Annotated in this window: 29 protein-coding genes; 11 read left to right on the top strand and 18 right to left on the bottom strand. The window is 34.4% G+C overall.

The genetic code is table 11. From position 1 onward, the window contains the following. The first annotated feature begins 186 nt into the window (after window positions 1-186). Both AC2A1D_RS10595 and pepT read left to right on the top strand, forming a co-directional pair. Window positions 187-405 (top strand): hypothetical protein, encoded by a 219-nt coding sequence (locus tag AC2A1D_RS10595; RefSeq protein WP_484043608.1) that lies wholly within the window; start codon window positions 187-189, stop codon window positions 403-405. Between the two features lie 193 nt (window positions 406-598). Beyond that, window positions 599-1,846 (top strand): peptidase T, encoded by a 1,248-nt coding sequence (gene pepT / locus AC2A1D_RS10600; protein WP_484043609.1) that lies wholly within the window; start codon window positions 599-601, stop codon window positions 1,844-1,846. A 72-nt stretch (window positions 1,847-1,918) separates the two neighbouring features. Here pepT and AC2A1D_RS10605 read toward each other — a convergent pair whose 3' ends face one another. Next, complete coding sequence (locus AC2A1D_RS10605; protein ID WP_484043610.1) at window positions 1,919-2,308, bottom strand: DUF1398 domain-containing protein; 390 nt, start codon at window positions 2,306-2,308, stop codon at window positions 1,919-1,921. Window positions 2,309-2,334: 26 nt separating this feature from the next. Next, a complete protein-coding gene (locus tag AC2A1D_RS10610; protein WP_484043611.1) occupies window positions 2,335-4,128 on the bottom strand; it encodes a DUF885 domain-containing protein in 1,794 nt (597 codons plus the stop codon). 164 nt (window positions 4,129-4,292) lie between these two features. On the opposite strand from AC2A1D_RS10610, the gene AC2A1D_RS10615 reads away from it, so the two are divergent. The 4 genes from AC2A1D_RS10615 (at window position 4,293) to AC2A1D_RS10630 (ending at window position 6,921) form a co-directional block, all read left to right on the top strand. After that, window positions 4,293-4,754 carry a hypothetical protein gene (locus AC2A1D_RS10615; protein ID WP_484043612.1) on the top strand — a complete coding sequence of 154 codons (462 nt, stop codon included), beginning with the start codon at window positions 4,293-4,295 and terminating at the stop codon, window positions 4,752-4,754. A gap of 156 nt (window positions 4,755-4,910) precedes the next feature. Next, a complete protein-coding gene (locus AC2A1D_RS10620; RefSeq protein WP_484043613.1) occupies window positions 4,911-5,615 on the top strand; it encodes a MotA/TolQ/ExbB proton channel family protein in 705 nt (234 codons plus the stop codon). Window positions 5,616-5,624: 9 nt separating this feature from the next. Beyond that, window positions 5,625-6,023, top strand: coding sequence for an ExbD/TolR family protein (locus tag AC2A1D_RS10625; RefSeq protein ID WP_484043614.1), 399 nt, complete (start codon window positions 5,625-5,627; stop codon window positions 6,021-6,023). A 25-nt stretch (window positions 6,024-6,048) separates the two neighbouring features. Beyond that, a complete protein-coding gene (locus tag AC2A1D_RS10630) occupies window positions 6,049-6,921 on the top strand; it encodes a ferric siderophore ABC transporter substrate-binding protein (protein WP_484043615.1) in 873 nt (290 codons plus the stop codon). A gap of 109 nt (window positions 6,922-7,030) precedes the next feature. Here the strand turns inward: AC2A1D_RS10630 and AC2A1D_RS10635 are convergent, their stop codons facing one another. From AC2A1D_RS10635 to AC2A1D_RS10690, 12 genes are all read right to left on the bottom strand, one after another. Then, a complete protein-coding gene (locus AC2A1D_RS10635; protein ID WP_484043616.1) occupies window positions 7,031-7,417 on the bottom strand; it encodes a hypothetical protein in 387 nt (128 codons plus the stop codon). 16 nt (window positions 7,418-7,433) lie between these two features. Beyond that, complete coding sequence (locus tag AC2A1D_RS10640) at window positions 7,434-8,171, bottom strand: ATP-grasp domain-containing protein (RefSeq protein WP_484043617.1); 738 nt, start codon at window positions 8,169-8,171, stop codon at window positions 7,434-7,436. 3 nt (window positions 8,172-8,174) lie between these two features. Continuing rightward, on the bottom strand, window positions 8,175-9,578 hold the full coding sequence (locus AC2A1D_RS10645; RefSeq protein ID WP_484043618.1) for a nucleoside recognition domain-containing protein: 1,404 nt from the start codon (window positions 9,576-9,578) through the stop codon (window positions 8,175-8,177). Window positions 9,579-9,737: 159 nt separating this feature from the next. Continuing rightward, complete coding sequence (gene ppk2, locus AC2A1D_RS10650) at window positions 9,738-10,541, bottom strand: polyphosphate kinase 2 (RefSeq protein WP_484043619.1); 804 nt, start codon at window positions 10,539-10,541, stop codon at window positions 9,738-9,740. Window positions 10,542-10,561: 20 nt separating this feature from the next. Continuing rightward, window positions 10,562-11,416 carry a polyphosphate kinase 2 gene (gene ppk2, locus AC2A1D_RS10655; protein ID WP_484043620.1) on the bottom strand — a complete coding sequence of 285 codons (855 nt, stop codon included), beginning with the start codon at window positions 11,414-11,416 and terminating at the stop codon, window positions 10,562-10,564. Between the two features lie 129 nt (window positions 11,417-11,545). Beyond that, window positions 11,546-12,055, bottom strand: a complete 510-nt coding sequence (locus AC2A1D_RS10660) for a DUF6973 domain-containing protein (RefSeq protein ID WP_484043621.1) — start codon at window positions 12,053-12,055, stop codon at window positions 11,546-11,548. A gap of 111 nt (window positions 12,056-12,166) precedes the next feature. Next, window positions 12,167-13,018: an acetyl-CoA carboxylase, carboxyltransferase subunit beta gene (gene accD / locus AC2A1D_RS10665; RefSeq protein ID WP_484043622.1), complete on the bottom strand. Its 852-nt coding sequence runs from the start codon at window positions 13,016-13,018 to the stop codon at window positions 12,167-12,169. A 79-nt stretch (window positions 13,019-13,097) separates the two neighbouring features. Then, a complete protein-coding gene (fbaA, locus tag AC2A1D_RS10670) occupies window positions 13,098-14,168 on the bottom strand; it encodes a class II fructose-bisphosphate aldolase (RefSeq protein WP_484043623.1) in 1,071 nt (356 codons plus the stop codon). A 71-nt stretch (window positions 14,169-14,239) separates the two neighbouring features. Further along, window positions 14,240-15,106: an NAD kinase gene (locus AC2A1D_RS10675; RefSeq protein ID WP_484043624.1), complete on the bottom strand. Its 867-nt coding sequence runs from the start codon at window positions 15,104-15,106 to the stop codon at window positions 14,240-14,242. Window positions 15,107-15,108: 2 nt separating this feature from the next. After that, window positions 15,109-15,759, bottom strand: a complete 651-nt coding sequence (locus tag AC2A1D_RS10680) for a CBS domain-containing protein (RefSeq protein ID WP_484043625.1) — start codon at window positions 15,757-15,759, stop codon at window positions 15,109-15,111. A 186-nt stretch (window positions 15,760-15,945) separates the two neighbouring features. Further along, a complete protein-coding gene (locus AC2A1D_RS10685) occupies window positions 15,946-16,476 on the bottom strand; it encodes an RNA methyltransferase (protein ID WP_484043626.1) in 531 nt (176 codons plus the stop codon). Window positions 16,477-16,567: 91 nt separating this feature from the next. Next, window positions 16,568-17,449, bottom strand: coding sequence for a bestrophin family protein (locus AC2A1D_RS10690; protein WP_484043627.1), 882 nt, complete (start codon window positions 17,447-17,449; stop codon window positions 16,568-16,570). 151 nt (window positions 17,450-17,600) lie between these two features. On the opposite strand from AC2A1D_RS10690, the gene AC2A1D_RS10695 reads away from it, so the two are divergent. The 3 genes from AC2A1D_RS10695 to mutS all read left to right on the top strand — a co-directional run bounded on the left by AC2A1D_RS10695 (window position 17,601) and on the right by mutS (window position 21,647). After that, on the top strand, window positions 17,601-18,482 hold the full coding sequence (locus tag AC2A1D_RS10695; protein ID WP_484043628.1) for a cupin-like domain-containing protein: 882 nt from the start codon (window positions 17,601-17,603) through the stop codon (window positions 18,480-18,482). A gap of 39 nt (window positions 18,483-18,521) precedes the next feature. Then, window positions 18,522-18,863, top strand: coding sequence for a hypothetical protein (locus AC2A1D_RS10700; protein WP_484043629.1), 342 nt, complete (start codon window positions 18,522-18,524; stop codon window positions 18,861-18,863). 195 nt (window positions 18,864-19,058) lie between these two features. Next, the gene (mutS, locus tag AC2A1D_RS10705) at window positions 19,059-21,647 is read left to right on the top strand and encodes a DNA mismatch repair protein MutS (RefSeq protein WP_484043630.1); all 2,589 of its coding nucleotides are present in this window, start codon (window positions 19,059-19,061) and stop codon (window positions 21,645-21,647) included. Window positions 21,648-21,652: 5 nt separating this feature from the next. On the opposite strand, the gene AC2A1D_RS10710 is transcribed toward mutS, so the two are convergent. Continuing rightward, a complete protein-coding gene (locus AC2A1D_RS10710) occupies window positions 21,653-22,357 on the bottom strand; it encodes an energy transducer TonB (protein WP_484043631.1) in 705 nt (234 codons plus the stop codon). 90 nt (window positions 22,358-22,447) lie between these two features. Continuing rightward, complete coding sequence (locus tag AC2A1D_RS10715) at window positions 22,448-22,915, bottom strand: energy transducer TonB (RefSeq protein WP_484043632.1); 468 nt, start codon at window positions 22,913-22,915, stop codon at window positions 22,448-22,450. A 129-nt stretch (window positions 22,916-23,044) separates the two neighbouring features. On the opposite strand from AC2A1D_RS10715, the gene AC2A1D_RS10720 reads away from it, so the two are divergent. Continuing rightward, on the top strand, window positions 23,045-23,416 hold the full coding sequence (locus tag AC2A1D_RS10720; RefSeq protein ID WP_484043633.1) for a ribosomal maturation YjgA family protein: 372 nt from the start codon (window positions 23,045-23,047) through the stop codon (window positions 23,414-23,416). 27 nt (window positions 23,417-23,443) lie between these two features. Here AC2A1D_RS10720 and AC2A1D_RS10725 read toward each other — a convergent pair whose 3' ends face one another. Next, window positions 23,444-23,848 (bottom strand): hypothetical protein, encoded by a 405-nt coding sequence (locus AC2A1D_RS10725; RefSeq protein WP_484043634.1) that lies wholly within the window; start codon window positions 23,846-23,848, stop codon window positions 23,444-23,446. A 136-nt stretch (window positions 23,849-23,984) separates the two neighbouring features. Then, window positions 23,985-25,187 (bottom strand): BaiN/RdsA family NAD(P)/FAD-dependent oxidoreductase, encoded by a 1,203-nt coding sequence (locus AC2A1D_RS10730; RefSeq protein ID WP_484043635.1) that lies wholly within the window; start codon window positions 25,185-25,187, stop codon window positions 23,985-23,987. Between the two features lie 277 nt (window positions 25,188-25,464). On the opposite strand from AC2A1D_RS10730, the gene AC2A1D_RS10735 reads away from it, so the two are divergent. Continuing rightward, window positions 25,465-25,959, top strand: coding sequence for an acyl-CoA thioesterase (locus AC2A1D_RS10735; RefSeq protein ID WP_484043636.1), 495 nt, complete (start codon window positions 25,465-25,467; stop codon window positions 25,957-25,959). The last annotated feature ends 67 nt before the right edge of the window (window positions 25,960-26,026 follow it).

Consider the following 26,026-nt stretch of genomic DNA (forward strand, 5'->3'; position numbering starts at 1 on the left):
CCTTTTTTTCTAATTTTAAATTTAATTTTTTTTTATCCTGAAAAAACTATTCAAACTACCTAAAATTAAGTATTTCAAGACTATTCAGAAAAATTTAACATTAAATAAATACTTTTCATTTAAAAAACAGACAGATTTGGTAAAGGAATTGCAATACTACAATCAAGACCTCAAAAACATAATGCTATGAATATTTCTTTCTACGATTTTAAAAACTTAGCAGATCGTGATCAATGCAATCTTGTTATTCATAACGGAAAAGTGATGAACGAAAGAACAAACAACCATTTGAAATATATTCTTTACGAATTTTCAAATTTTACAGTGGAAGTAATTCATGACATGAATAAAGAAAAGACCTCTGTTATCAATGTTTTTCAAAATAAAGCTGCTTATGCAGTATAGTTTTTTTATATAGTTTCTAAAAAAATCCGCAGAAAATTCTGCGGATTTTTTGATGGCGCGAGCGAAGCGAGCGTCAAAACGGTTAGTATTAGAAACTTCATTATTAGAAATAAAACATATTTCAAATGCTTTTCCATACCTTTTCTTCAATGATAGAATACATCGTATATTTGTGCAACTATAAAAATCAATAATGAGTACGATAGAATTTAACCAAGTTTGGAAAGAAAAATTACTGAATAGATTTATCAGTTACGTAAAAATATATTCTACCAGCGACGCTGAAAGCGAGTCTACACCTTCCACAGAAAGACAGTGGGAAATCGCAAACTACATTACACAAGAACTTAAAAATATCGGTTTAGAAGACGTTTCAATAGACGAAAATGGCTACATCATGGGTTATGTTCCTTCTAATATTGAGAATGACGACAAGCCAACTATCGGTTTTATTTCTCATTACGACACGTCGCCAGACTTTAACGGAGAAAATGTGAACCCTAAAGTTTGGGAAAACTATGACGGAAGCGATTTGTTGCTAAATGCAGCTACAGGATTCACTTTATCTCCTTCAAAATTTGAAAGTTTAAAGAAATACATCGGTCAAACTTTAATTACTACCGACGGAACTACTCTTCTTGGAGCAGACGACAAAGCAGGTTGTGCAGAAATCGTAACAGCAGCAGAATACCTTATCGCTCATCCGGAAATTAAGCACGGAAGAATTGCAGTAGGTTTCACTCCAGACGAAGAAATCGGAAGAGGAGCTCACAAATTTGATGTAGCAAAGTTCGGAGCTGAGTTTGCTTACACAATGGATGGTGGCGAAGTTGGTGAATTGGAATACGAAAACTTCAATGCAGCAGGTGCTGTGGTAAAAATTCACGGGCTGAGTGTTCACCCAGGTTATGCGTACGGAAAAATGGTAAATGCAGTTTTATTGGCTGCGGAATTTGCACAAATGCTTCCTGCAAACGAAACTCCTGCAACGACAAAAGGATTCGACGGTTTTTATCATTTAATGGATTTAAACGCTGATATTTCTGAAGCTAAACTTCAATACATTATTCGTGACCACGATGCTGAAAAATATGAAGCGAGAAAGAAATTCATGGAAGATAAAATTGCTGAATTCAACCAAAAACATGGAGAAGGAACGGCAGAAATCGAAATTAAAGAGCAGTACAGAAATATGAAGCAGCAGTTTGAAGGCAAAATGCACATCGTAGACATTGCCGCTGCAGCGATGAAAGAAGCGGGAATTGAGCCAAAAATTAAAGCCATTCGTGGCGGAACAGATGGCGCGCAATTGTCTTACATGGGATTGCCTTGCCCGAATATTTTCGCAGGAGGAATCAACTTCCACGGACCATACGAATATGTTGCTTTGGAAAGCATGGAAAAAGCTACCGAAGTGATTATCAACATCGTAAAAGCTTAACATTTTAGCATACAACAATAAAACCCCAGCAAAATTTGCTGGAGTTTTATTGTTAAAAATTTTTATGAAATATTAATGCGGAATTTCCTCCGCTAAAACTTCGTTGCCTGCTTTGTCAAAATAAGTGCAGGTATATTGGTCTAAATCTACAATCCATTTTTCGACACCATTTACAGCACAATCTTCACAGAATTTCATGTAATCGGTTTGTCCTTGCTGATGCTTTTTCAAACAATGCTGAAACTCTTCTTTATTGAGAACATCTTCGATTTTTAAATCTTCATATTTTGGTGCAGATTCAGTTTTAAAATTATTGTCTCCCAAATATTTGGTATGACTGTCTTTTACCCAAGTTTCAAACGATTTTACGCCAAAATCTTTAATTTCCTGAATGTATTTTGGGAAATCTGCTCCCGAAGCAACTTTACCGTGCGCTTCCTCGATTTGTTCTACTGTAAACATTCTTTTTTGTGTTTTTTTAAATTATTTTATTGCTTTTTAGCCCAATTTTCCATTTTTCTGGTCAAAACATTCAAAGGAAGACAACCTTGGCTCAAAACCTCATCATGAAATTTAGCCAGACTAAACTTCTCTCCCAGTTTTTTCTGATAAAGTTCTCTCAGCTCACGGAACTTCAATGCCCCGATTTTATAACCTAAAGCTTGTCCAGGCATCGCCATATAACGTTCTACTTCGGCAGTTGCTCCCGCTTCGTCGTAAGCAATATTTCTTAAAAAGTAAGCAATTGCCTCTTCTCTTTTCATTTTTCCGGTGTGAATTCCTGTATCCACTACCAATCTTACAGCTCTCAACATTTGGTCGCTCAAATATCCCATTTTTTGATACGGGTCTGTGTACAACCCGAATTCTGGACCTAAAGTTTCACAATAATGAGCCCAACCTTCACCATAAGCTCCAATCCAACCGAAACGCATAAATTTAGGCAAAGCTTCGTTTTCCTGCTGTAAAGAAACTTGGTAATGATGCCCCGGAATTGCCTCATGCAAAAAAAGACTTTCCATTCCAGAAGTTACATTAAATTTGGTAGGGTCTGGAAGCGGAACATAGAAAATCCCCGGTCTTTTTCCGTCTGCCGTTCCTTGTATATATTCTGCACTTGCACTCGCTTCTCTGAATTTTTCAGTTTGTCTTACCTCGAATTTTGTTTTCGGTGTTACACTGAACATTGTTTTCAGTTTTGGAGTAATTTTCGTTAAAATTCCATTAAAAGCGTTCAAAACTTCTGTAGAATTTTGATAAGGCATTGCTTTGGGGTCATTTTTCACGAATGTAATAAACTCATCCAAACTACCTGTAAAGCCAACTTCTTGTTTTACTTTTTCCATTTCCGAACGAAGCATCGCAACTTGTTGTAAACCAATTTTGTTGATTTCTTCTGGAGACATATTGGTTGTCGTCCAACTTTTTGTATAATAAGAATAAATGTTATCTCCGTTCGGAAGTGCATTATAACCATCTGTATCTCTGGCTTTAAGGTAATATTCTTTCTCTAAAAAATCTCCTAATTTTGTATAAGACGGAATAATATTCTTTTTAATTGATTCTTCAAAAAGTTTGGTAAACTTAGCTTTAGTTTCTTCTGAAAAGCTTTTAGGGAAATTTCTAACTGGTCCGAAAAAAATATTTTTCTCAGGGTCAGAAGTAATAATTTCTTCCGCTCTCATTTGCGGAATCATCTTAATAACCAGTTTCTTCGGCAAAGTAACCTTTGCATTTATCCCTTCACGGAAATTATTAACCGCTGCATCTGCCCATTCTGGGAATTTATCCATTCTCTTCAACCAGTTTTCATAGTCTTTTTCGGTTTTGAAAGGCTGGCTTCCTTCACCGCTTCCCAACAAAGGAAAATTGAGCGGTAAACCTCCAAATTGCGTAAACGGAATGTATTCTGGGTGATAAGCGTATGCTTCAATTTTGTCTTTTAACGTAAAATCTAAAACATCAAACACCACTTTTTTATCATCCGAAAGGCTTTTGTAATCTACATTTTCTAGCTGTTTTTGTACAGAAGTATAGAAAGCTATTTCGCCAGAAATAAAATCTTTATCTATATTTATGGGAAGTTGGTCGTTATATCTTTCATCACCTTGCTGCGTAGCTTCCAAAGGATACAACTTCAAATATTGTTCGTAATAATTGGCTGCGATAGAATCTATATTACTCGGCGTAACTTTGGTAAGAGGTGAATCTGTCTTTCGACAAGAAGTAAAAGCCGTTGCAAGCCCCAAACAGAAAAGGCTTCCCAATACAATTTTTCGCATGAATAAAGATTTTAGAATGAAACAAAAGTAATGATTCTTTGTGAAAACTCTCTTCAATGTTAAATTTTAAAAATAATTTGAAAAAATTTTTCACATTCAGTCAATTTTTTATCTTTGTTAAAACAATTAACAAACATACCAATACGCTCTTTTTTTAAGGAAAAATGAAAGGGATTTTAAAAATTTACCATCCAGACGAAACGCTTAAATACAATATTAAAAATACCTATTGCAAAGCGGTCTATAGTAATCAGCAACACTTTTTGGAAGTAGAAATTATCACAGACGACAGCCTCGATCATGTGGAAGACGATTCTCTGCAGTACAATTTTCCTCAGCTTTCTATGGAAGTTTTTGATTTCCCTATAGAATCTGCTGAGATTGAAGACAAAACCTTCCAAATAAACGATTCAGACGAAGATTCTTACACAGAAGTAGATCTTTTTGATGATGAAGAAGCCTATCTTTATGACAACGAATTGTTCTTTGAAAAAGACGAAAACGGTGAACTTCAGCTAATCTGGAAAGGTCAAATAGACGATTTTTATACAGGCTCAGAAAACCCAATTCCGTTTAGGCTTAAATGCGAACTTAAGCAAGACGATATAGAGGTAGACGAAGATTAAGATTTTATCTTTTATCATATTATGCATTTCTCTTCATCATTTTTGGAGAGAAATTTGCTGTTTTGGCGCATAAGGTTTATTTTAAGCATTTTTTAAGATTGTTATTAATAATATTCCTTTATTTTTGTCGTTTAAACCATTAAAAATTACAGATTAATGCTTGTAACAGAACTTACTCAGGTTTTATTTGCACAGGCCGCGGCGCCTGTTGTTTCTGCTGAAACTGCAGAATTTTCATTTTGGAGCATCATGTTCCACGGAGGTGCTTTTGCCAAAATTGTAATGGTAACCGTGCTTTTGTTGGGCGTATTTTCTGTCTATCTTTTCTTCGAGAGATTTTTCTTTATTAAAAGAATGACCTCTAAAACAGATTCTAACTTTATGAATAATATTGAAGATTTTGTTCGAAACGGAAAGATTGATGCTGCATTAGACTACTGTAAAACGCAAAATTCGCCAGAATCAAGAATTTTAGAAAAAGGAATTTCAAGATTAGGAAGACCCGTTTCTGATATCGTAAGCGCCATGGAATCTCAAGCGCAGGTAGAAGTTGCCAATATGGAAAAAAACCTTAACCTTTTAGCCGTAGTACCAAGTATTGCTCCGATGTTGGGTTTATTAGGAACAGTAATCGGGATGATTATTGCGTTCTTCAACTTATCTCATGCAGAAGGCTCTTTCTCTCCTAAAACCTTATCTGAAGGGATTTATACCGCTTTAGGACAAACTGCAGTTGGTTTGGCAGTGGCAATTCCTGCAAACTTCGCATACAACCTTCTTTTAACGAGAATTGATAAATTTGTTTTGAATGCTCAAAACATGTCTGGAGAATTTTTAGATATCATCAACAAACCTTTATAATCTTTTACGATGAAAATTCAGAGAAGAAATAAAGCAAACCCAGAATTCAGCCTTGCAGCAATGACAGACGTTATTTTGCTGATGTTGATATTCTTCATGGTGACTTCCTCCGCCGCCAACCAAAGTGCAATTGATGTAAAACTTCCGAAAGCAGATACTGCCGCAGATAATACTCAAAACCCACTTACCGTAAGCATTGATGCCGAAGGAAATTACTTTGTAGATGATAAACCAGTTGCAAGAGAGCAAGTAGAAGCTACTGTCGTAAATCTCTTAAATGAAAGAGGTGGTAAATCTTTTACCATTCGAGCAGACGAAAACACAATGCATAAAGATGTAGTTTTTGCAATGGAAATTGCCGAAAAGCATAAACTGAACATCGCCATTGCTACAGTGAAAGAACAATAATCTCAAATCAAGTTAAACAACTTACATGAGAAGCTATACCATCGATAAAAACGAGCACAACAAAGACCGTATCAAGAGTGCCTTACTCTCTATTTTGATTTGGTCGGCAATTTTATTGTTTGTTTTTATCTATAAATTAAAACCTACCGAAGAAGAGAAGCAACCCGAAATTGTAACCACAATGCTCGTAAACTTCGGAGACAACAGAAACGGAAACGGTATTGAAGAACCCGCAGAACAAGAAGGAAGTGTAGCTGCAAAAGCAGATGAAACCCTTACAGAACCTGTAGAAAGCAAAACCGAGCCTACTGCAATTATTAAAAACGAGCCACAACCCGAAAGCAAGAAAAACGAGGTAAAAGAAAAAGCTATTTCAGGGAACGACAATAGAACGGTGGCAAAAAAAGACGATTCAAAATCGAATAAAAAGCCAAGTTCTAGCGCTTCTAAAAGCACAATAAAAGGAGGAGCAACCACCGCAAACAGTACAAAAGGAAATGGTGATGGCAAAGGAAATGCAGCCATCGGAAACCTCATTAAAGGAAGAGGAAAAAATCCTGGAAGCCAAGGAACTGGCGATGGAATTGGTAACAACGGAGATCCTTTAGGCGGAGACGGAAATGGCGACAGCAAAATTGGCATCGACAGAAAACTAACCGATTACATTCCCGGAACTTACGGAAGAGGTGGCGCACAACCGAGTCACAAATGTACAGCAAGCGGTTCTATCACGATTGCATACACTGTAGATAAAGCCGGAAATATTGTTTCTGCAAGACGTATTGGCGGAATTTCAGACCCTTGTATTGTTTCTACCTCCATCGGATGGGTTAAAAAATATGTGAAGGCAGAAAAGGCCCCTGTTTCCTCTACTGGAACGTACAGCATTACTTTCTAAAAATACAAAAGCACTTTACTCAAGTGCTTTTTTTTATGGTTTTATCTGAAATGTTTAATTGAGTTTGCCTGTTACAATCATCTACTTTTAAAAAGTCAATGAAAAGAAATTAGCTTTTGGAAATTTCATTAATTCTATTGATTACCGGAAGTGAAAAAATACTGCTCGTCTTCAAATAGAGTTCATAAAAAGTCTTTGCTTTGTCTAAATAATCAACTCTGTTTTCTACTTTTCCGTTATAGTAAAAGAGATTGGCGAGCATTTCATAATAATCTTTATGATCTCTCTCTTGTCTTTCCTGAACGATTTCAATGATTTCTTCTTTCGATTTTGAAGCCAGCGTAACAAAATCAAACTTGAAAATATCTTTCATTAACGAATCAAAATCCAGTTCTTTTTGCATTAAACTTTCTTCTGGTTTGTCTAAAATCAGTTTTTCTAATGCTTGAGTTAACTGGCGTATTAATCTTAGGGTGAATTCTTTATCGGTAATCATTGTATGCTTTTTTTGTTTAAAATTTTAAATAATCTTCAGTTTGAGTTAATTCGCTCCATCTTGCAGAAAGGAACTTTGCATAATGAGAAGAAGAAAGCCCATAAGTTCCTAAAGAATGTCCGTCATTTACTTCCACCAATATTGTTTCTCCATTTTCATCCACTCCGAAATCTAAAGCATATGCGCTAGGTTGAGAAATAAATGAACCCACTGCAGATTGAACGGTTTTCAAGTCAATTTTTGTATCCCAATCTCCTTTATATCTTCTGATATCAAGAACCTCTTTATATCGAATAAAACACCTCCATTCTGTCTTAAAATTAATAAGTTCTGAGCAGAGTATTTCAATATCTCTTTCCGAATTAATGATTCCCAAAAAATCCAATTCATTTTGAATTACTTTTCCTGCAAAAAGTTTTGCTTCTTTTTTAGGTTTAATGAAAATATTCCAGCTATTTGCGTCTGAAAAAATTTGATTAATTGTTGATTCCCAAACTTTTCTTTTTAAAAAAGGTTTTAATTCTTCAGGATAATCAATTTCCTTATCAGAGCGAACGATATTTAAATTTCTAATTCTCTTTCTAACACTTCCGATTCCTCCAACGAGAATGTTTTCAGGATTGTCATCTAAAATTTCATCTACATCAAAGAATTTTTCTATTTCGTAGCCAAAATTTTTAAAACCTTCATAAGCTATAAAAGCATTGACATTATAAAACTCTCCTTTTGAATCAGTTTGAATAAAAGCTTTCATAATTTAAGCAAAAAACAAATACGCCAGAATAATTGAGGTAATAATCCCCACCAAATCAGCCAAAAGCATCGCAATTACAGTGTATCTTGTGTTTTTAATGGCTACAGCTCCGAAATAAACTGCAATTACATAAAACGTAGTATCTGAGCTTCCTTGAAGAACCGCCGCCAATTTCCCTTGGAAACTATCTGCGCCAAAAGTTGCCATTGTGTCTACCATCATTCCTCTTGCGCCGGATCCGGATAAAGGCTTGATTAACGCAGTTGGAAGTCCGTCTACAAATCTTGCGTCTAAATTGGCTACATTCGCCACCCATTTCATTCCGTCTACCACCACTTCAAAAACTCCAGAAGTTCTTAAAAGGGAAATGGCAATCAACATTCCAACCAAATACGGAATAATTTTCACGCAGGTCGTAAAACCTTCTTTTGCGCCTTCAATAAAAGCATTAAAAACATCTATTTTTTTGTAAACTGCTCCTAGAACGATGGCTAAAAAGATAAACAGAATCAATCCGTTGCTTACCACTTTACTAAAATCATCCAGCTCTTCTTTACTTAATTGAACCAAATAACACACTAAAAGCCCGATAATTGCTGAAATTCCGCCAACATAAGCGATTACAATAGGTTTTAGCAGGTTAATTTTTTGATATAACGACACCACAATCATCGCCGCTAAAGTGGCGGCAAACGTTGCAATCATACAAGGAAGAAAAATATCTGTAGGCGTTTTAGATCCCATAGAAGCTCGTATAGCAATAATAGAAACCGGAATCAGGGTCATTCCTCCCGCGTGAAGACAGAGAAACATAATCTGAGAATTACTTGCCGTATCTTTATTTGGATTTAAAGTTTGTAAACTTTCCATGGCTTTTAATCCAAAAGGAGTTGCCGCATTGTCTAAACCTAAAAGATTGGCGCTAAAATTCATCAACATATGTCCGAAAGCGGGATGATTTTTAGGAATTTCAGGAAATAATTTTGAGAAAAAAGGCTGAATTAATTTACTTAAAAGGTTGATTCCTCCTGCTTTTTCAGCAATAGACATGAAACCCATGAAGAGTGTCATAATTCCGATTAAACCAAGACAGATTTTTACTGCTGTTTCGGAGGTTCCAATCACACCATCAGTTTGCTGAACACGGTAAACCTGAACATTTTGCTTTAAAGAATCGGTTTTATAATGAATTCGGTTCTCTTCGAAATCGTTTTTCTTCAACAAACTATCTCTTACAACAGGAGTAAGAGCATTCATTTTCTGTGTTGAAATTTGTACTGTATCTCCGCCTTTTCCAACGACCATATCGTTGAAAATCGTTTGATAATTGCCCGAAGACATGTACTTTATACTCGCAATTGCGATGGCGATAATAATAAACGCCGACCAAATTCTGCTGAGAACCATGGAAGTAAAATTAATTGTTTAAACTTAATCAAAAAAAAAATAGATTACAAAAGCTCCTGCAAAATTTATTGAATTAATCATTAAATGCTCCGTTTTAAATGAAGACAAACAAAAAACTCAGAAATAAATTCCTGAGCTCACTTCTTCAATTATTATTAATTAATCAATTTCCTCATGCAAAAGAGCTTGCTCATCTTTTACGGTGTAAGGAATTTTATTTAAGATATATTCCAAAGATTCTATTCTTGCTTTGGATTTTTTATTGGCTTTAAGAATTTTCCAAGGAGCAAAATTGGTATTGGTTTTATTGAACATTTTCTCTTTATACTCTGTGTATTTGTCCCACAAATGCAATGCGTCTTTATCTACATCGCTGTACTTCCATTTTTTTAAGGGATTTGTAATAATTTCTGAAAATCTTCTTTCTTGCTCGTCTTTAGAAATAGAATAATAAAGTTTGATGATGTAAACACCCGAACTACAAAGCATTTTTTCGAATTCATTTACTTGGTTCATAAATTCTTCGTACTCGGCATTTGTACAAAACCCATTTACTGGTTCTACCACGGCTCTGTTGTACCAACTTCTATCAAAAAAAACAATTTCTCCCGCTTTTGGCAACTGCTGAATGTATCTTTGAAAGTACCATTGCCCTTCTTCAACCTCATCCGGCTTTGGTAAAGCAACTACTCTATGTTGTCGCGGGTTTAGATTTTCAGTAATTCTTCTAATTGCTCCTCCTTTTCCTGCAGCATCTCTCCCCTCAAAAATAATAACAATTTTCTTTTGGTTTTCTACAGTCCAATTCAGCAGTTTTATCATTTCTTCCTGAAGTTTTGCCAATCGTTTTTCATATTTAGCAAACTTAATGGCTTTATCTGCATCTAAAAGTTGGTTTTGAAGTAACCCGTAAAGACCTTTTTTAGTATTTAATATTTCCAATTGTTCTTGTGTAATTTTCATTGTAAATTTTGTGTTTTAGGTTAAAGGTCTATTTGTTTTACCATTCTGAAATAGCGTTGTACAACATTCGGGTCTGGGTTTACATTAATCACCGATTTATTTTTCCCTTCATAATCAAATATTGAAAGCACATATCGAATAGCCTCTAATCTAGCCCTAAGTTTATCATCAGATTTTACAATTACCCAAGGAGAAAAAGCATTATGCGTTCTGGAAAACATTTGGTCTTTGTAGTAAGTGAAAGTATCCCAAAGTTCCTGCCCTTTCTCGTCTACAGGGCTGTATTTCCATTTTTTTAGGGGATTTTTTAATCGTCGGTTGAAACGGTAAAGCTGTTGCTGTTTGTTTACAGAAAACCAAAATTTTATGATGGTTGTTCCCGCTTCATAAAGCATGTGTTCAAACTCCGGAACTTGTACCATGTAGCTTTCATATTGCTCTGGAGTACAAAATCCCATTACAGGTTCTACTACAGCTCTGTTGTACCAACTTCTGTCGAAAAAAACAATTTCTCCTTCATTCGGAAGCTCTTTAATATATCTTCGGAAATACCATTGCCCTCGCTCAACATCTGTAGGTTTATTAAGCGCAACCAATCGCATTGCTCTGGGATTTAAATGCTCAATAAATCTTTTTATTGTGCCTCCTTTTCCTGAAGCATCTCTCCCTTCAAAAATAACAGCTACTTTTCTTTTGCTTTTCTGTATCCAGTTTTGAAGCTTTACAAGCTCACCTTGAAGTTGGCGAAGTTCGACCTCATAAAAGTACTTTTCTACCAACTCAGAATACATTTCGTTTTCTTCTTGATTTTTCTCTAAAAAGGCTAATAATTCTTCTCGTGTTTCAATTTTTTGAAAATCATCTATGCTAATCATACAATAGTTAATTAATTTTTTGCATAATAAATTTACGAAAAACGAAAATTTTTAACTAAAATCAAAAGATGACATTTAGCAGAATACTAAAAGTAAAAAGAAATGGTTTAAGAAATATTTAGGACAGTTTTATTCTTCCAAATACACTAAATAGCCATCAAAATCGTCATTCAGATCTTGCAATAGCTTTGCTTGAGCGGTTTTTCTTTGAAGTTCTTCTACAAAAAAACTTTTTTCAAAAAACTGGCGGTGAATTCCGGGAAGCATTTCCATGAAATAATTCATCCCGATTTTGTTATTATGAAGGTCCATTTTAGTTTCCAAAGGCTCATTTGGAAAGAGTTCTTCGTGCAAATCTGTAATTTCTTTGCAGAATTGTAAGGCTTTTTCTGGGGACGAAACTTTGCAGCAGTACATCATAATCAAACAGCACCAAAACGAATGTCTGAAGGCGTTTCCTCTTCCGTTTTTGGAAGCAGTTTTAGGATAAAGTTTCTCTGCAATTGAAAACGCTTTTACAGTAGCGTAAAAAGCCAAAATACAAAATAAAGGATGAGGCAAAACTGTAGCAAAAAGCTTCATAAGTTTCTTAAAACTCAAGCTTCGAAGCGTATTAAAAACAATTTTAAAAGTTCTCATATTTTAGCTTTTGGCAATTGGCTTATTGCTTTTAGCTCTACAATCGTGCCACATGTTTAATAGAAAATCTCTCCCTTTTCAGAGAGAGATTGTATTATTTTTTTATCAATATTAAGCTTTAACAGCTAATAATTTTACAGTTTTAGAAACTGTTTCTTTAATTTCAGTACGTTTTACGATAAAATCTACAAAACCTTTCTCTTGTAAGAATTCTGAAGTCTGGAAACCTTCCGGTAAATCTCTACCAATGGTTTCACGAATTACTCTTGGCCCTGCAAAACCGATTAACGCGCCTGGTTCAGCCATAATAATATCGGCTGTCATGGCGAAAGAAGCGGTAATACCTCCAAAAGTTGGGTCACACAAATAAGCGATGTAAAGAAGCCCTGCTTCAGAAAGCTGAGCCAATTTTGCTTGTACTTTCGCCAATTGCATCAAAGAATAAGTTGCTTCCTGCATTCTCGCCCCACCCGACTGACAGATAATCATGTACGGAAGTTTGTTTTCAATACAGTAATCAATTGCTCTTTTGATTTTTTCTCCCATTACAGAACCCAAAGACCCTCCGATGAAAGCAAAATCCATACAAGAAACCACCATTTTAGTCCCGTTTACTTCTCCTACTGCATTTCTGATAGAATCTGTAAGTTTTGTTTTTGCTTTTACTTCTTTAAGACGGTCTACATAAGGTTTTGTATCCTTAAAGTTAAGAATATCAATACTTTCAACATTAGCATCCAATTCGGTAAACTTCCCGTCAAAAAGGATGTCGAAGAACTCAGCACTTCCAATTCTTACGTGGAAACCATCTTCAGGAGAAACGTAGTTGTTTCTTTTCAGCTCGTCGTGCTCCACTACTTTTCCTGACGGAGTTTGATGCCAAAGTCCTTTCGGCACATCTTTTTTCTCGTCTGTAGAAGTGGTAATATTTTGTGTTTTTCTTTTAAACCAGTCGAATGCCATAGCTTTATAATTGATGTATAATAAATGATAAATGATGAGTAAAGTGTTTTAAAATCAATCATCATTTATCAACTATAATTTATTTAAGTGTATTTACGTTGTTTAGATCCTCAAACGCCTGTACCAATCTCGTAGAGAAAGTTTCTTCTCCTTTTCTAACCCAAACTCTTGGATCGTAGTATTTTTTGTTTGGTTTTTCTTCTCCTTCCGGATTTCCAATTTGAGATTTTAGATACTCGATGTTGTTTACCATATAATCTCTGATGCCTTCCATATAAGCAAACTGAAGATCGGTATCAATATTCATCTTAATTACCCCATAATCAATCGCTTCTCTGATTTCTTCTAAAGTAGAACCTGAACCACCGTGGAATACGAAATTGATTGGTTTATCTGCTGTTCCGAATTTCTCCTGAACATATTTCTGAGAGTTATCTAAGATTTTCGGTGTAAGAACTACGTTCCCTGGTTTGTACACTCCGTGAACGTTTCCGAAAGCTGCAGCGATAGTAAAGTTATCAGAAATAGCTTTTAATTTTTCGTAAGTATAGGCTACATCTTCTGGCTGAGTGTACAATAAAGAATTGTCTACACCAGAGTTGTCTACACCATCTTCTTCACCACCTGTAACGCCGATTTCAACTTCTAAAGTCATCTGCATTTTATTCATTCTTTCGAAATATTTAGCAGAGATTTCTAGGTTTTCTTCTAGAGATTCTTCAGAAAGATCTAGCATGTGAGAAGAGTAAAGAGACTTCCCTGTTTGCTTGTAAAATTCTTCACTTGCATCTAGTAAACCGTCGATCCAAGGTAATAATTTTTTAGCAGCGTGGTCTGTATGTAAAATAACAGTAGCTCCATAAGCTTCTGCAAGAGTATGAATATGCTTTGCTCCCGCGATTGCTCCCAAGATAGCAGATTTTTGCCCGTCGTTGCTTAAACCTTTTCCTGCATTGTAAGAAGCTCCACCATTTGAAAACTGAATAATTACTGGTGAATTTAATTTTGCTGCAGTTTCCAATACTGCGTTTACGTTGCTCGATCCGATTACGTTTACTGCAGGAAGTGCAAATTTGTTTTCTTTAGCGTACTGAAAAATATCAGTTACAAGCTGACCTGTGGCAACTCCTGCCGGGAAAATTCTGCTCATGTGTTACTTTTTATAAATAATATTAGGGTGTTTTTAAATTCCGGTAAAGTTAAGGAATTTTATATAATTTGTTAATTTCTTTTATCTTTCCCCCAAAGAAGCTTTTGGCGGATTGTTTCGTAGAAACTTAAGTTATTGGGCTGCACCAAAAGTATCTGAAATTTCGCTTTTCTGATAACAATTTCCTGATCTGTCTCAATATGAATTAATCTAGAATCTAAAGACAAAGAATATTGTGGGACACGGCTTTCAACCTTTAATTTTATCTCTACCGTATCGTCTACAATAAGAGGTCTTACATTAAGGTTGTGTGGTGCAATCGGTGTAATAACAAAGTTTTCGTTGTTTGGCGAGATTATAGGACCTCCACAACTTAAAGAATATGCCGTAGAACCTGTAGGCGTAGAAATAATAACTCCGTCCCCCCAAAAAACATTTAAAAATTCATTATTAATATAAGAATCGATAGTTACCATCGAAGTTGTTTCTTTTCTTGAAATGGTAACATCATTCAAAGCATAAGGAAAAAGATCGTCGTAATTGGGTGAAACGACTTCTATTACAGAACGACGGCTCATCTTTACATCACCTTTTAAAATAGCATCCAACTCTTTGAAAGCTTCTTCTTTGGTAAAACTTGCCAAAAAACCGAGTCTTCCGGTGTTTACTCCAACAATAGGAATTTCAAGGTCTTCTATAAAGGTAAGAGAATTTACAATTGTACCATCTCCTCCAAAAGTAAAGAATAGGTTTACTTCTTTCTCCAACAAATCTTGTTTGTTGGTAAAAGTTTCAAATATTTTGGAAAATTGTAGTGCATCTGCCATTTCCTGGTACAAAACAGATTTTACACCTCTGCTTTCGAGCTCTGAAACGAACTTACTCAGGTAAAGAAAAGTATCGAGATCTTTTTTCTGGGAATAAATGGCTGCCTTCATGCTTAGATTTCTATAAATTTTTGGAAAAACCCAAATCGATCTTTAAAAAGGTCTGATTTTTCGTCGGAATAATATTTCTCTACAATTCGGTAATCGTATCGGTCGAAAGTAGCATCAATAGACGCTAAATTTTCATGACTTATTTTAATCGTCACCTGAATAACTTCGTCTGACATTAAGCTGATAAAACCGCCGTAGAATTTAGAATTATTGCTTTCAACAATATTGGCAATCTCTGTCATCGAGTATTTTCTTGCAGGAGTTTCTACGGTAAGTATGGCTCCAGACTCCGAAAACAGAGGATATTTAGAAAAATTCTGAAAAACATCGTCAGAATTAATATACCCTAAATACTTCTCTCCTTTATTAATTACAGGAATTACATTCGCATTGAACGTGTAGAACAAACGAATACTATCCATAATATTATTGTCTTCCAGAATGGCAAATCTTTCGATTTGATGTTCTAGATTTTTTAGCGCACCTTCAGATTCGTAAAGAAATTCTTTGGCAATTGCTCCGAAAAAATGATGGGATTTTTTGATGAATACATGAGAATATCCAAAATCTTCAAGCATTTCTCTCGCCGACTCTATAGAATCGGAAAGGCTAAAAGCCGGAAAGTCTTTTGAGATATAATCCTTGATAAACATTGTGCTAATTTATAAAAAATTAAATTAATTTATTTTCTGAAAACGATTTTTTTTGATAAATATTTTAAAATTTTACCGAAAAAAATTTGTTAGTGAAAATTTAAAACGTATCTTTGCCGCCTTTCATTTTTACTTTTTATTAGATTTATTTCAAACTGCACTGTCTTTTAGACAATTGCAGTTTTTTTATTTTAACGCTTTTGCAAACTCCCACATTACAATTCCGCCGCATACACTTACATTTAAAGAATGTTTGGTTCCCAACTGAGGAATTTCAATAAAAGTATCAACATTAGAAAGCGCTTCATCGCTAATTCCTTCCACTTCGTTTCCTAAAATTACTGCGTATTTCTTATCCTTATTTATAGTAAAGTCTGAAATCATCACACTTTTTGAAGTCTGCTCGATTCCTAAAATTTCAAATCCCTGACTTTTTAAATCGTTAATTGCCGTATTAATATCGCTTTCATACGACCAATCTACACTTTCTGTAGCTCCCAAAGCCGCTTTGTGAATCTCACGATGTGGCGGTTGTGGCGTTATTCCGCACAAAATAATTTTCTGAACCAAAAAAGCATCTGCCGTTCTGAAAGTTGCTCCCACATTGTGCATGCTTCTAATATTGTCTAAAACCACCACCAACGGAATTTTTTCTGTTTGTTTAAAGGTTTCTACATCAATCCTGTTCAGTTCTTCAAGCTTTAATTTATGTACCACTTTTATTATTTTATTTATTATTTTGAATTTTGATTTTCACAATTTTCTCTGTTATAATTTACGAAATTTATGAAAGTTTAGATTTAAAATTTTACAATTTTTCTCCCATAATTTGGTCTACATTTTTCTCAATATTCTGCGCAATGGTTTCCATCGGAATATCATTTTCATCCATATTGAAAGGGTCTTCAATTTCTTCGGCAATCAATTCCAAACTCATCAAAACATAATACACAAAAACCGTAAGCGAAACAATGAAACACCCAAGGTTTATTGCATACGCAATCGGTAAAGCCATCACATATAAAATGATAAACTTTTTGATAAAAGACGAGTAAGAATAAGGAATTGGCGTATTTTTAATTCTTTCACAACCTCCGCAAACATCCAAAAACCCTGAAAGTTGCGTGTCTAAATACAACATTTCAACCTCAGAAATTTTTCCTTCTTTTTTTAATTGATGTAATGTATTGGTAAGCTGAATTATTAAATCTGCAGGACCATGACTTCTCAACGATTTCTCAATTTCGGAATAATCTTCATCCAAAGCCAAACGTGTAGATTCTTTTGAAAGATGTTTCGCCAAAAAATGCGGGAAAAACTTCAAATATTTAGCAATTTGTTCGGCAGAATCTCTATCGTCTCTCAGCAAAACATTGATTTTGATGGCAAAATTTCGGGAATCGTTTACCAATTTACCCCAAAGTTTTCTTCCTTCCCACCATCTGTCATACGCTGTATTCGTTCTAAAAACCAGTAAAAGCGACAACACAAAACCTAATAAAGTATGAATAAGCCCCACATTACTTACCTTAGATTTTGGCGTAAGATGTAAATATTCAATCTCAAGAAACTGCATTCCGTAAGAGTACAATCCTACCAAAACCATCGTCGGAAAAAGAATTTTCAGAGTATCACTTTTATGAAGACTAAAAAGAATTTTAAGGAAATGCTTGGTATTGTAGACTCTCATCTCAGAACTTTAATGCAAAGATAAAGTATTCATATTATTATTTAGAAGAGAGATTTTATTTTCATCCTAAAGAGCAAAATAATTGGTGGCATGAATTCTGTCAACTCAAAAAAAACAGTATTTTTATCATTCCCATTAAAAAACCAAACGCATGATTCTCGAAAACGTAGATATTGTAAACGACATTAGCAAAGCAGATTTTCAGGAGAAATATTTTAAAAAGCAAAAGCCACTTCTTATTAAAAACTATTCTTCGAGATGGGCTGCTTTCCACCAGTGGAATTTAGAATATATTCGTGAAAAAGCTGGTGAACAGGAAGTTCCTTTGTACGACAACAAACCTGCAGATGCTAAAAAAAGTTCGGATGCGCCCGTTACAAAAATGAAGATGAAAGATTATATTGACACGATAAAATCTAAACCTTCCGACCTGAGAATTTTCTTTTACATCATCACAGACCGACTTCCGGAACTGTTGAAAAACTTCACCTATCCAGACCTTGGAATTAAGTTTTTTAAAAGACTTCCTACCCTTTTTTTTGGAGGTAACGATGCTCATGTTTTAATGCATTACGACGTAGATTTGGGAGATTTTATGCACTTCCATTTTGAAGGAAAAAAAAGAATTTTACTCTTCGACCAAAAGCAGTCTAAGTTTTTGTACAAAGTTCCGCTCTCAGTTCACACCATTTATGAGCTCGATTATCAAAACCCAGATTATGAAAAATTCCCTGCTTTGAAATATGCAAAAGGCTATGAAATCTTCATGGAACATGGCGATGCGCTTTTCATTCCGGGAGGTTTTTGGCATTTCAACCGATATTTGGAGCCCGGTTTTTCGATGTCGCTTCGTGCACTTCCCAACAAACCGAAAGTTTTTGCCAATATGCTTTACCATGTTTTCGTGATGCGATACACCGATAAATTAATGCGCAAGCTTTTTAAAGCGAATTGGGTGAATTTCAAGCAAAAATGGGCGTATGAAAAAGCGACGGAAGCTTTGGAGAAGTATGAAAGAAGAAGAAAAAACTAAATTCCCACAGATTGTAGAGAATAATTAATTTTTTTCAAAATGGAGACCTACAAAACAATCACAACATCCAAATATATACTCCAAGTTCCAGAACTTTGGGAGGTAACTGATTTTGATGAAAACAAGTATGATTTGGCGTTTAAAACTCAAAATGGTGAAAATTATATTTTTTTTAACCTTCGTCCATTTTATGAAAAATTAGACTCTGATCCTGATAAAGATTTTGGTTTCGGAAGAATTCGCGTTAATATTTTATCAAGACCAATTAAATACTCTGATAAAAAATATTCTGGAAATATTGATATTCTGACTGAAAATAATCTCGAAGCTATTTTAAAATCTATTGAATTAATTATAATGAAAATGATGCTTAATCCTTAATCAAAAAACATTTTAAAAAAAACTTATCTGATTTTGCATTTTACTATGATGATTAAACAATATAAAAATTATCTTTTGCTTAAAATCTATACAAACTGCAGGAAATCTTTTTTAAACCAAACTTTCCCAAAATACCTTTCCCCTCAAAATTAAAATTCCCTATTTTTACCATCCTAAATTTTAAGAACGATTTTAATGGCAAAGGCAGCGAAGAAAGAAACCCCGTTAATGACGCAGTACAACACCATCAAGGCGAAATATCCTGATGCACTTTTGCTATTCAGAGTGGGCGATTTCTACGAAACTTTCGGGCAAGATGCTGTAAGAACTTCTCAAATTTTAGGAATTGTTTTAACGAAAAGAGCCAACGGAGAAGGGCACATCGAATTAGCTGGATTTCCGCATCATTCGGTAGATTCTTACTTGCCAAAACTGGTGAGAGCCGGGATGAGAGTTGCTATTTGCGACCAGTTGGAAGACCCCAAAATGGTAAAGGGAATCGTAAAACGTGGCGTTACAGAATTGGTAACTCCCGGAGTAACGTTCAATGACCAGGTTCTTAATTCTAAAAAGAATAATTTCCTGCTTTCGCTTCACAAAGAAAAAGAAAGATTCGGGATTGCTTTGGTCGATATTTCTACGGGAGAATTTTTGGTGAGCGAAGGAAATTTAGAAAAACTTCTTCACATCGTAAATACTTTCGACCCGAGTGAAATTATTTACCAAAGAAGTGTTCAAATTCCGGAGCAGCTTAAAAATAAAAACGCGTTCAAGCTAGAAGATTGGGCGTATCAATATAATTTCGCGTACGAAAAACTGACAAATCACTTCAAAACCAATTCTTTAAAAGGTTTCGGAGTTGAAAATCAACCACTTGCCATTACAGCAGCAGGAGCTATTTTTGCTTATTTGGTGGAAGATACACATCATAATTTACTTTCGCACATCACTAAAATTCAGGTGATTCCGCAGGAAGATTTTTTGATGATGGACCATTTTACGTTACGAAATTTAGAAATCGTTTATCCGAGCAATCCGCAAGGAAAATCTCTTTTAGATATTATCGACAAAACCTCAACTCCGATGGGAGGAAGATTGTTGAGACGAAGAATTATTTTACCCTTAAAATCGGTAGAAGAAATTAACAGAAGGCTTTCTTTGATTGATTTCTTAAACGAAAACGACCTTCTTAAATATGATATTTCTCAACTTTTAAAATCGATTTCAGATTTAGACCGATTGATGGGAAAATTGGCGGCAGAAAAAATCTCACCAAAAGAATTGGGATATCTTCGCCAAAGTTTAATCAACATTCATAAAATCAAATCATTGCTGCATTCTCATGCCGATGTTTTGGCTTGGCTTGAACCTTTATACGACCAGGAAGATTTAATAAAAATGCTTGAAAACCATTTGAATGAAGAGCTTCCCGTAAATCTTGCCAAAGGAAATGTAATAAAAGCAGGAATTTCTGAAGAACTCGACAGATTGAGAGGTTTACAATCGAAAGGTCGTGGTTTTTTAGATGAAATGTGCCAAAGAGAGATTGAAAGAACCGGTATTTCAAGCTTAAAAATAGATTTCAACAACATTTTTGGATATTATATTGAAGTTCGAAATACGCATAAAGATAAAGTTCCTTCCGATTGGCTAAGGAAGCAAACTTTGGTAAATGCAGAGCGTTACATTACCGAAGAACTGAAAGAATATGAAAATCAGATTCTAGGCGCCGAAGAAAAAATCGGGGTTTTAGAAAATGAATTATACAGAAATGTTTGTGCTGAAACGATGGTTCACATCGACCAAATTCAAGAAAATTCTAAAATTATTGCGCAACTCGACGTTGCCGTTGGTTTATCTGAACTTGCGGTTTCCGAAAGCTATACAAAGCCAGTTTTGAATGACAGTTTCGCCATCGATTTAAAAGAAGCAAGACATCCTATCATTGAAAACGCCCTTCCTTTGGGAGAAAAATACATTCCGAATGATATTTTCTTAGATAAAGATTCGCAACAAATTATTATGGTTACCGGACCGAACATGGCGGGTAAATCGGCGATTCTACGTCAAACTGCAATTGTCTGTTTAATGGCTCAAATCGGAAGTTTTGTGCCTGCAAAACATGCTGAAATTGGGGTTTTAGACAAGATTTTCACGAGAGTTGGCGCCACAGATAATATTTCTGCAGGAGAATCTACTTTCATGGTTGAAATGAATGAAGCCGCGAATATTTTGAATAATATTTCTGAAAGAAGTTTGATTCTTTTAGACGAAATCGGTCGTGGAACTTCTACTTACGACGGGGTTTCCATAGCTTGGGCAATTGCGGAATATCTTCACCAACATCCAACTCAGGCAAAGACTTTATTTGCGACACATTATCATGAATTAAATGAAATGACCGTAAACTTTGAAAGAGTAAAGAATTTCCACGTTTCTATCCAAGAAAACAAAGGAAACATCATCTTTTTAAGAAAGCTGGTTCCAGGCGGAAGTGAGCACAGTTTCGGTATTCACGTAGCAAAATTGGCGGGAATGCCTGCAAAAGTAGTGAACCGAGCCAATGAAATTCTGAAAACCCTTGAAGCAAGCCGCACACAAGGAAGTTCGTCTGAAAGTATTAAAAGAGTGACCGAAGAAAATATGCAACTTTCTTTCTTTCAGCTAGACGACCCAGTTTTGGAAAATATCCGCGAAGAATTGACGAAAATCGACATTAATACTTTAACACCCATTGAAGCATTGATGAAGTTGAATTCGATTAAGAAAATGATTGGAGGGTAAAAGTGTTAATTTATTGAAAATGATAAAGTCGTAAATGTCGTAACTGGGGCATTCCTTAACATGGCGGGAATCCACAGCTCTTTTATTTTTGAAACCGATTGCTTTACTTTTTTATTAAAACTTTTATCTTCCCCATTTACAGAAATTTTTGAGATTCTTCCATTATAATCTACAATAAAAGTAATTTCACATTTTTTACTTCCTTGAATTTTTGATGTTTGTAAATTTTCAAGAATTTTCTTCTTAAAAGCTTCTTCTCCTTCCGGAAATTTGGCTTTCACATCAACACCATCCGTAAACTTAATATCCAAAGGTATTTTAAATCTACTTCTTACAGGAGTGCCATTTATCGTCCCTGGATACCATTTTTCTTTTATTTTAGAGACTGCAAGAATAGCTTCATCATTAAAATTTTGATTTTCTCCAATAGCTTTTATTCCGCTAAGAGTTCCGTCTATTTCTACAATAAAAGACAAATCACAATGAATGTCAGCGACTTTTTGAAATAAATTCATATTGAAATTATTTGCCAACATTTTCCTAAATTCATCTGTTCCTAAAGAAAATGAAGCGTGAATTTCTTCGTCTCCATTTATTTTTGATTTTTTTAATGCAATTTCAGGAATAAATTTCGCATCAATAATAGTATCATTTTGCGCAGATACAATAATTATGTAGAAAAAAGATATAAATAGTAATGTTTTGGTCATCTTGGTAAATATGGTACAAAGTAAAAATTTTTTAGCCAAAAAAAAAACGACACTCAAAATGAATGTCGTTTTGTTTTATCCATAAAAATTTTACCAACTTCTTAAACCAATAGGAATATAAAATATATATCTTACTGGTTTCCCTCCTACTTTTGCAGGTTTCCAACGGGTGAAGACTTTTTTTACGCCTTCTTCTGCAGCCTCAGCATATTTTTTATTATTGCTAATTGCTTTATAATTTCGAATATAGCCATCTTTTTCAACGATAACGTAAATAGTTGTGCTAAATTCTTTTTGATTTTTAATATTTATAATGGGAATATTTTCAGAAACTTTATACAGAAATGCCTTTCTTCCACCAGGAAACTCAGGTTCTTCATCTGCTACGGTTACAACATCTTTAAGGTTCAGACTTTTTTGCAGAACAGCATAATCAGGAAGTTCTTCTACCGTTTGAGGAACCGCTGGTTTTACTGCGGTTTCAGGTTTTTGAGAGGTTTGAGCTTGGAACGAAAATCCAAAGCCCGCAAAAATTAAGATTGTAAATAATTTTTTCATTGTTTGTTTTTGCAAAATTAAAAAAACTTCAACAAAAAAGATGCCTAAAGCTTATTTAAACGCGGATATTCACAAAATTTAACCCATTTTTGTGATAAATAATTTATGTTTGCAACGATAAAAAATCACATGAAAATTCAATTCAGTTTAAAATATTTGCTCATTACTGTTTTTCTATTTCTAATAGAAGTCTTAATTGCAACATCACTTAAAAATATATTTTTTGTAAGAGCTTATCTGGGTGACGTTATTGTTGTCATACTGCTTTGTACTTTTGTCAAAACCTTCATTAAAACTAATGATTTGAAACTTATTTCAAGTATTTTTCTCTTTTCTTGTCTGATTGAATTTGCGCAATATTTTAATGTTGCAGATCATCTCGGCTTTAAACCAGGAAGCATAATGTACATCGTTATCGGAAACTCTTTTTCGTGGATCGACATTCTCTGCTATTTTGCAGGATGTTTTCTAGTTGCAATTTTTTTACAAGTCAAAAAGTAATTATCTTCCGAAAGAAACTTTTATTTATCAAAATTGTATTGCCATTGGAAGCCTAAATTTTGATTTAACTTTAACACCTTTAATTTCAGCAGGTTTCCACTTTTTTTTACTTAATTTCTTTATAACCCTCTCCATTTCTTTGTTCAACTTTTCGCTTTCACCTTCAGCAACAATATTACCAATAGCTCCATCTTCAAAAACAACAAAACTTACTACAGATTTTGCAGTTACTCCTTCTAAAGCCCTCGAATTAAAGTTATTTTGAAAGTCTTTCCTAAACCCTTCGATTCCTCCAATATATTCAGCTTGTATATCAACATCAGTATAAACACTGTCTGAAGAAATTACACGCTCTTCATTTATCGAATTTTTCTCTTGAGAAAAAGCGATTGAGAAAATAGAAATTAGCACAAGCGTTAAAAGTTTTTTCATGTTGTTTTTTTATTTTTTTACTTAAAATTATTCAGTTTTTAATTTTTTTCAAACACTAATATCACAAATTATTCGCACTAAAGGCACTAATAAATTGTGCCTTTTGTGAAAAATATTCGTGCATTTTGTGTCTAAACTATTTTACATTCAAATCCTGCGCAATCAGCCAGGCTTCGCTCCAACAAGCTTGGAAATTAAAACCTCCGGTTACGGCATCGATATTTAAAACTTCACCGGCAACGTAAAAATTAGGGAGAATTTTTGACGACATATTTTTAAAGTTAATTTCCTTTAAATCAACTCCTCCAGCGGTTACAAACTCGTCTTTAAAAGTCGATTTTCCGGTTACATTGAATTTCTTTTTACAAAGATTTTCGATAATGGTTTGCATTTCTTTTGCTGAAATTTGTGCGACCTGCTTATTCAAATCTACTTTAGAAACATCTAAAATTCTTTGCCAAAAACGATTCGTAATGTCGAAGATTTTAGCTTGACCAATTGTTTTTTTAGGATTGCTTTGCTTAAAGTTTTGAAACATTTCTTCAGCTTCATCGGTAGATTTAGAAATAAAATTCACTTCCACTTCAAAGTTGTATTTCACTTTTGCCAAATTAATTGCTTCCCAAGCTGAAATTTTCAAAATCGCAGGACCAGAAAGTCCCCAATGCGTAATTAAAAGCGGACCACTTTCATCGGTTTTTAACTTTGGAATCGAAGTTTCTGCCATTTCAAAACTTGTTCCGGCTAAATCTTTCAACAAATCGTCTTTAATATTGAATGTAAAAAGCGACGGCACCAAATCCACAATTTTATGTCCCAAATTCTGAATCATTTTTAAAGATTTTGGTGAGCTTCCAGTGGTATAAATTACATAATCTGCCTCAAAATCGCCTAAACTGGTCTTTACAAGATATTTTTCTTCTAATTTTTCAATTTCTTTTACCGAGCATTTGGTTTTCACCTCTACTCTTTTCTTCTCGATTTCATGTAAAAAAGTATTGATAATCGTTTGTGAAGAATTGGTTTCAGGGAAAATTCTGTTATCGTTTTCGATTTTTAAGGCTACCTTTCTTTGCTCGAACCAATCCATCGTGTCTCCCGGCTGAAATTTCGTAAAAACACTCAGTAATTCTTTATTTCCGCGAGGATAAAACTGTACCAGTTCTCTTGGGTCGAAGCAAGCGTGTGTTACATTGCATCTTCCGCCACCAGAAACTTTCACCTTTTGTAAAACATCAGAATTTTGTTCTAGAATTGTGATTTTATATTTTTTCTCGTCAAGGTTTGAGGCACAGAAAAATCCTGCTGCTCCACCGCCGATAATGATGATTTGCTTCATAATTTTAACTTCCAAAATTATTCATTTATTCTAAACCTAGCCTGTTTTTAAAACCTGTTAGGTTTGAAAAGCACAAAAGTTTTTATTAATTCAAAAGCTTTTATGCAAAGGATTATTTTTACAAAACTACAATTTTTATAAACCATCTTATTTAAGTATTTTTGTGCCAATAAATCAATCTACTTAGGCACATTCTTTTTTGCACTTTAATCGGCTTACATTTTAGCTTTAATAATGATTAAACTTTTGTGACTTTTGTGGTTAAAACAAATTTTAAATGACATTCTATCATACTTTTGAAGTTCGCTGGAGCGACCTTGATGCTAATAAACACTTAGCCAACTCTACTTATGTACAATATTGTGCACAAGCAAGAATGGCGTTTATGACCAAAGAAAAAATGGGCGTTACGCAAATGAGCAGATGGGGAATTGGTCCCGTAATTCTACACGAAAGATATTCTTTCTTTAAAGAGATTTATGCCGACCAAACTGTAATTGTAAGCGTAGAAATTGATGGTTGCTCAGAAGATTCTTCTATCTACAGATTTCTTCACAAGTTTTATTTGCCAGACGGAACGCATTGCGCAACTTCGGAAGCAACAGGAGTTTGGATTGATATGATGCTTAGAAAAATGACCACACCTCCAGATGATGTGGTGGAAGCCATGAACAAATACAAAACGACAGATACAGAAGTTTTAACAAAAGAAGATTTCAAAAAATTCCCTTTCAAACCGGGGAATGTAGATCCGCAAATTTTTAATCAATAAATAAATGATAAGCGATAAATGATGAATAATTATGGTCATCATTTATCACTTATCAACCATCATTTAT

It is taken from the genome of Chryseobacterium sp. HNCC26DJ239, assembly GCF_057180445.1.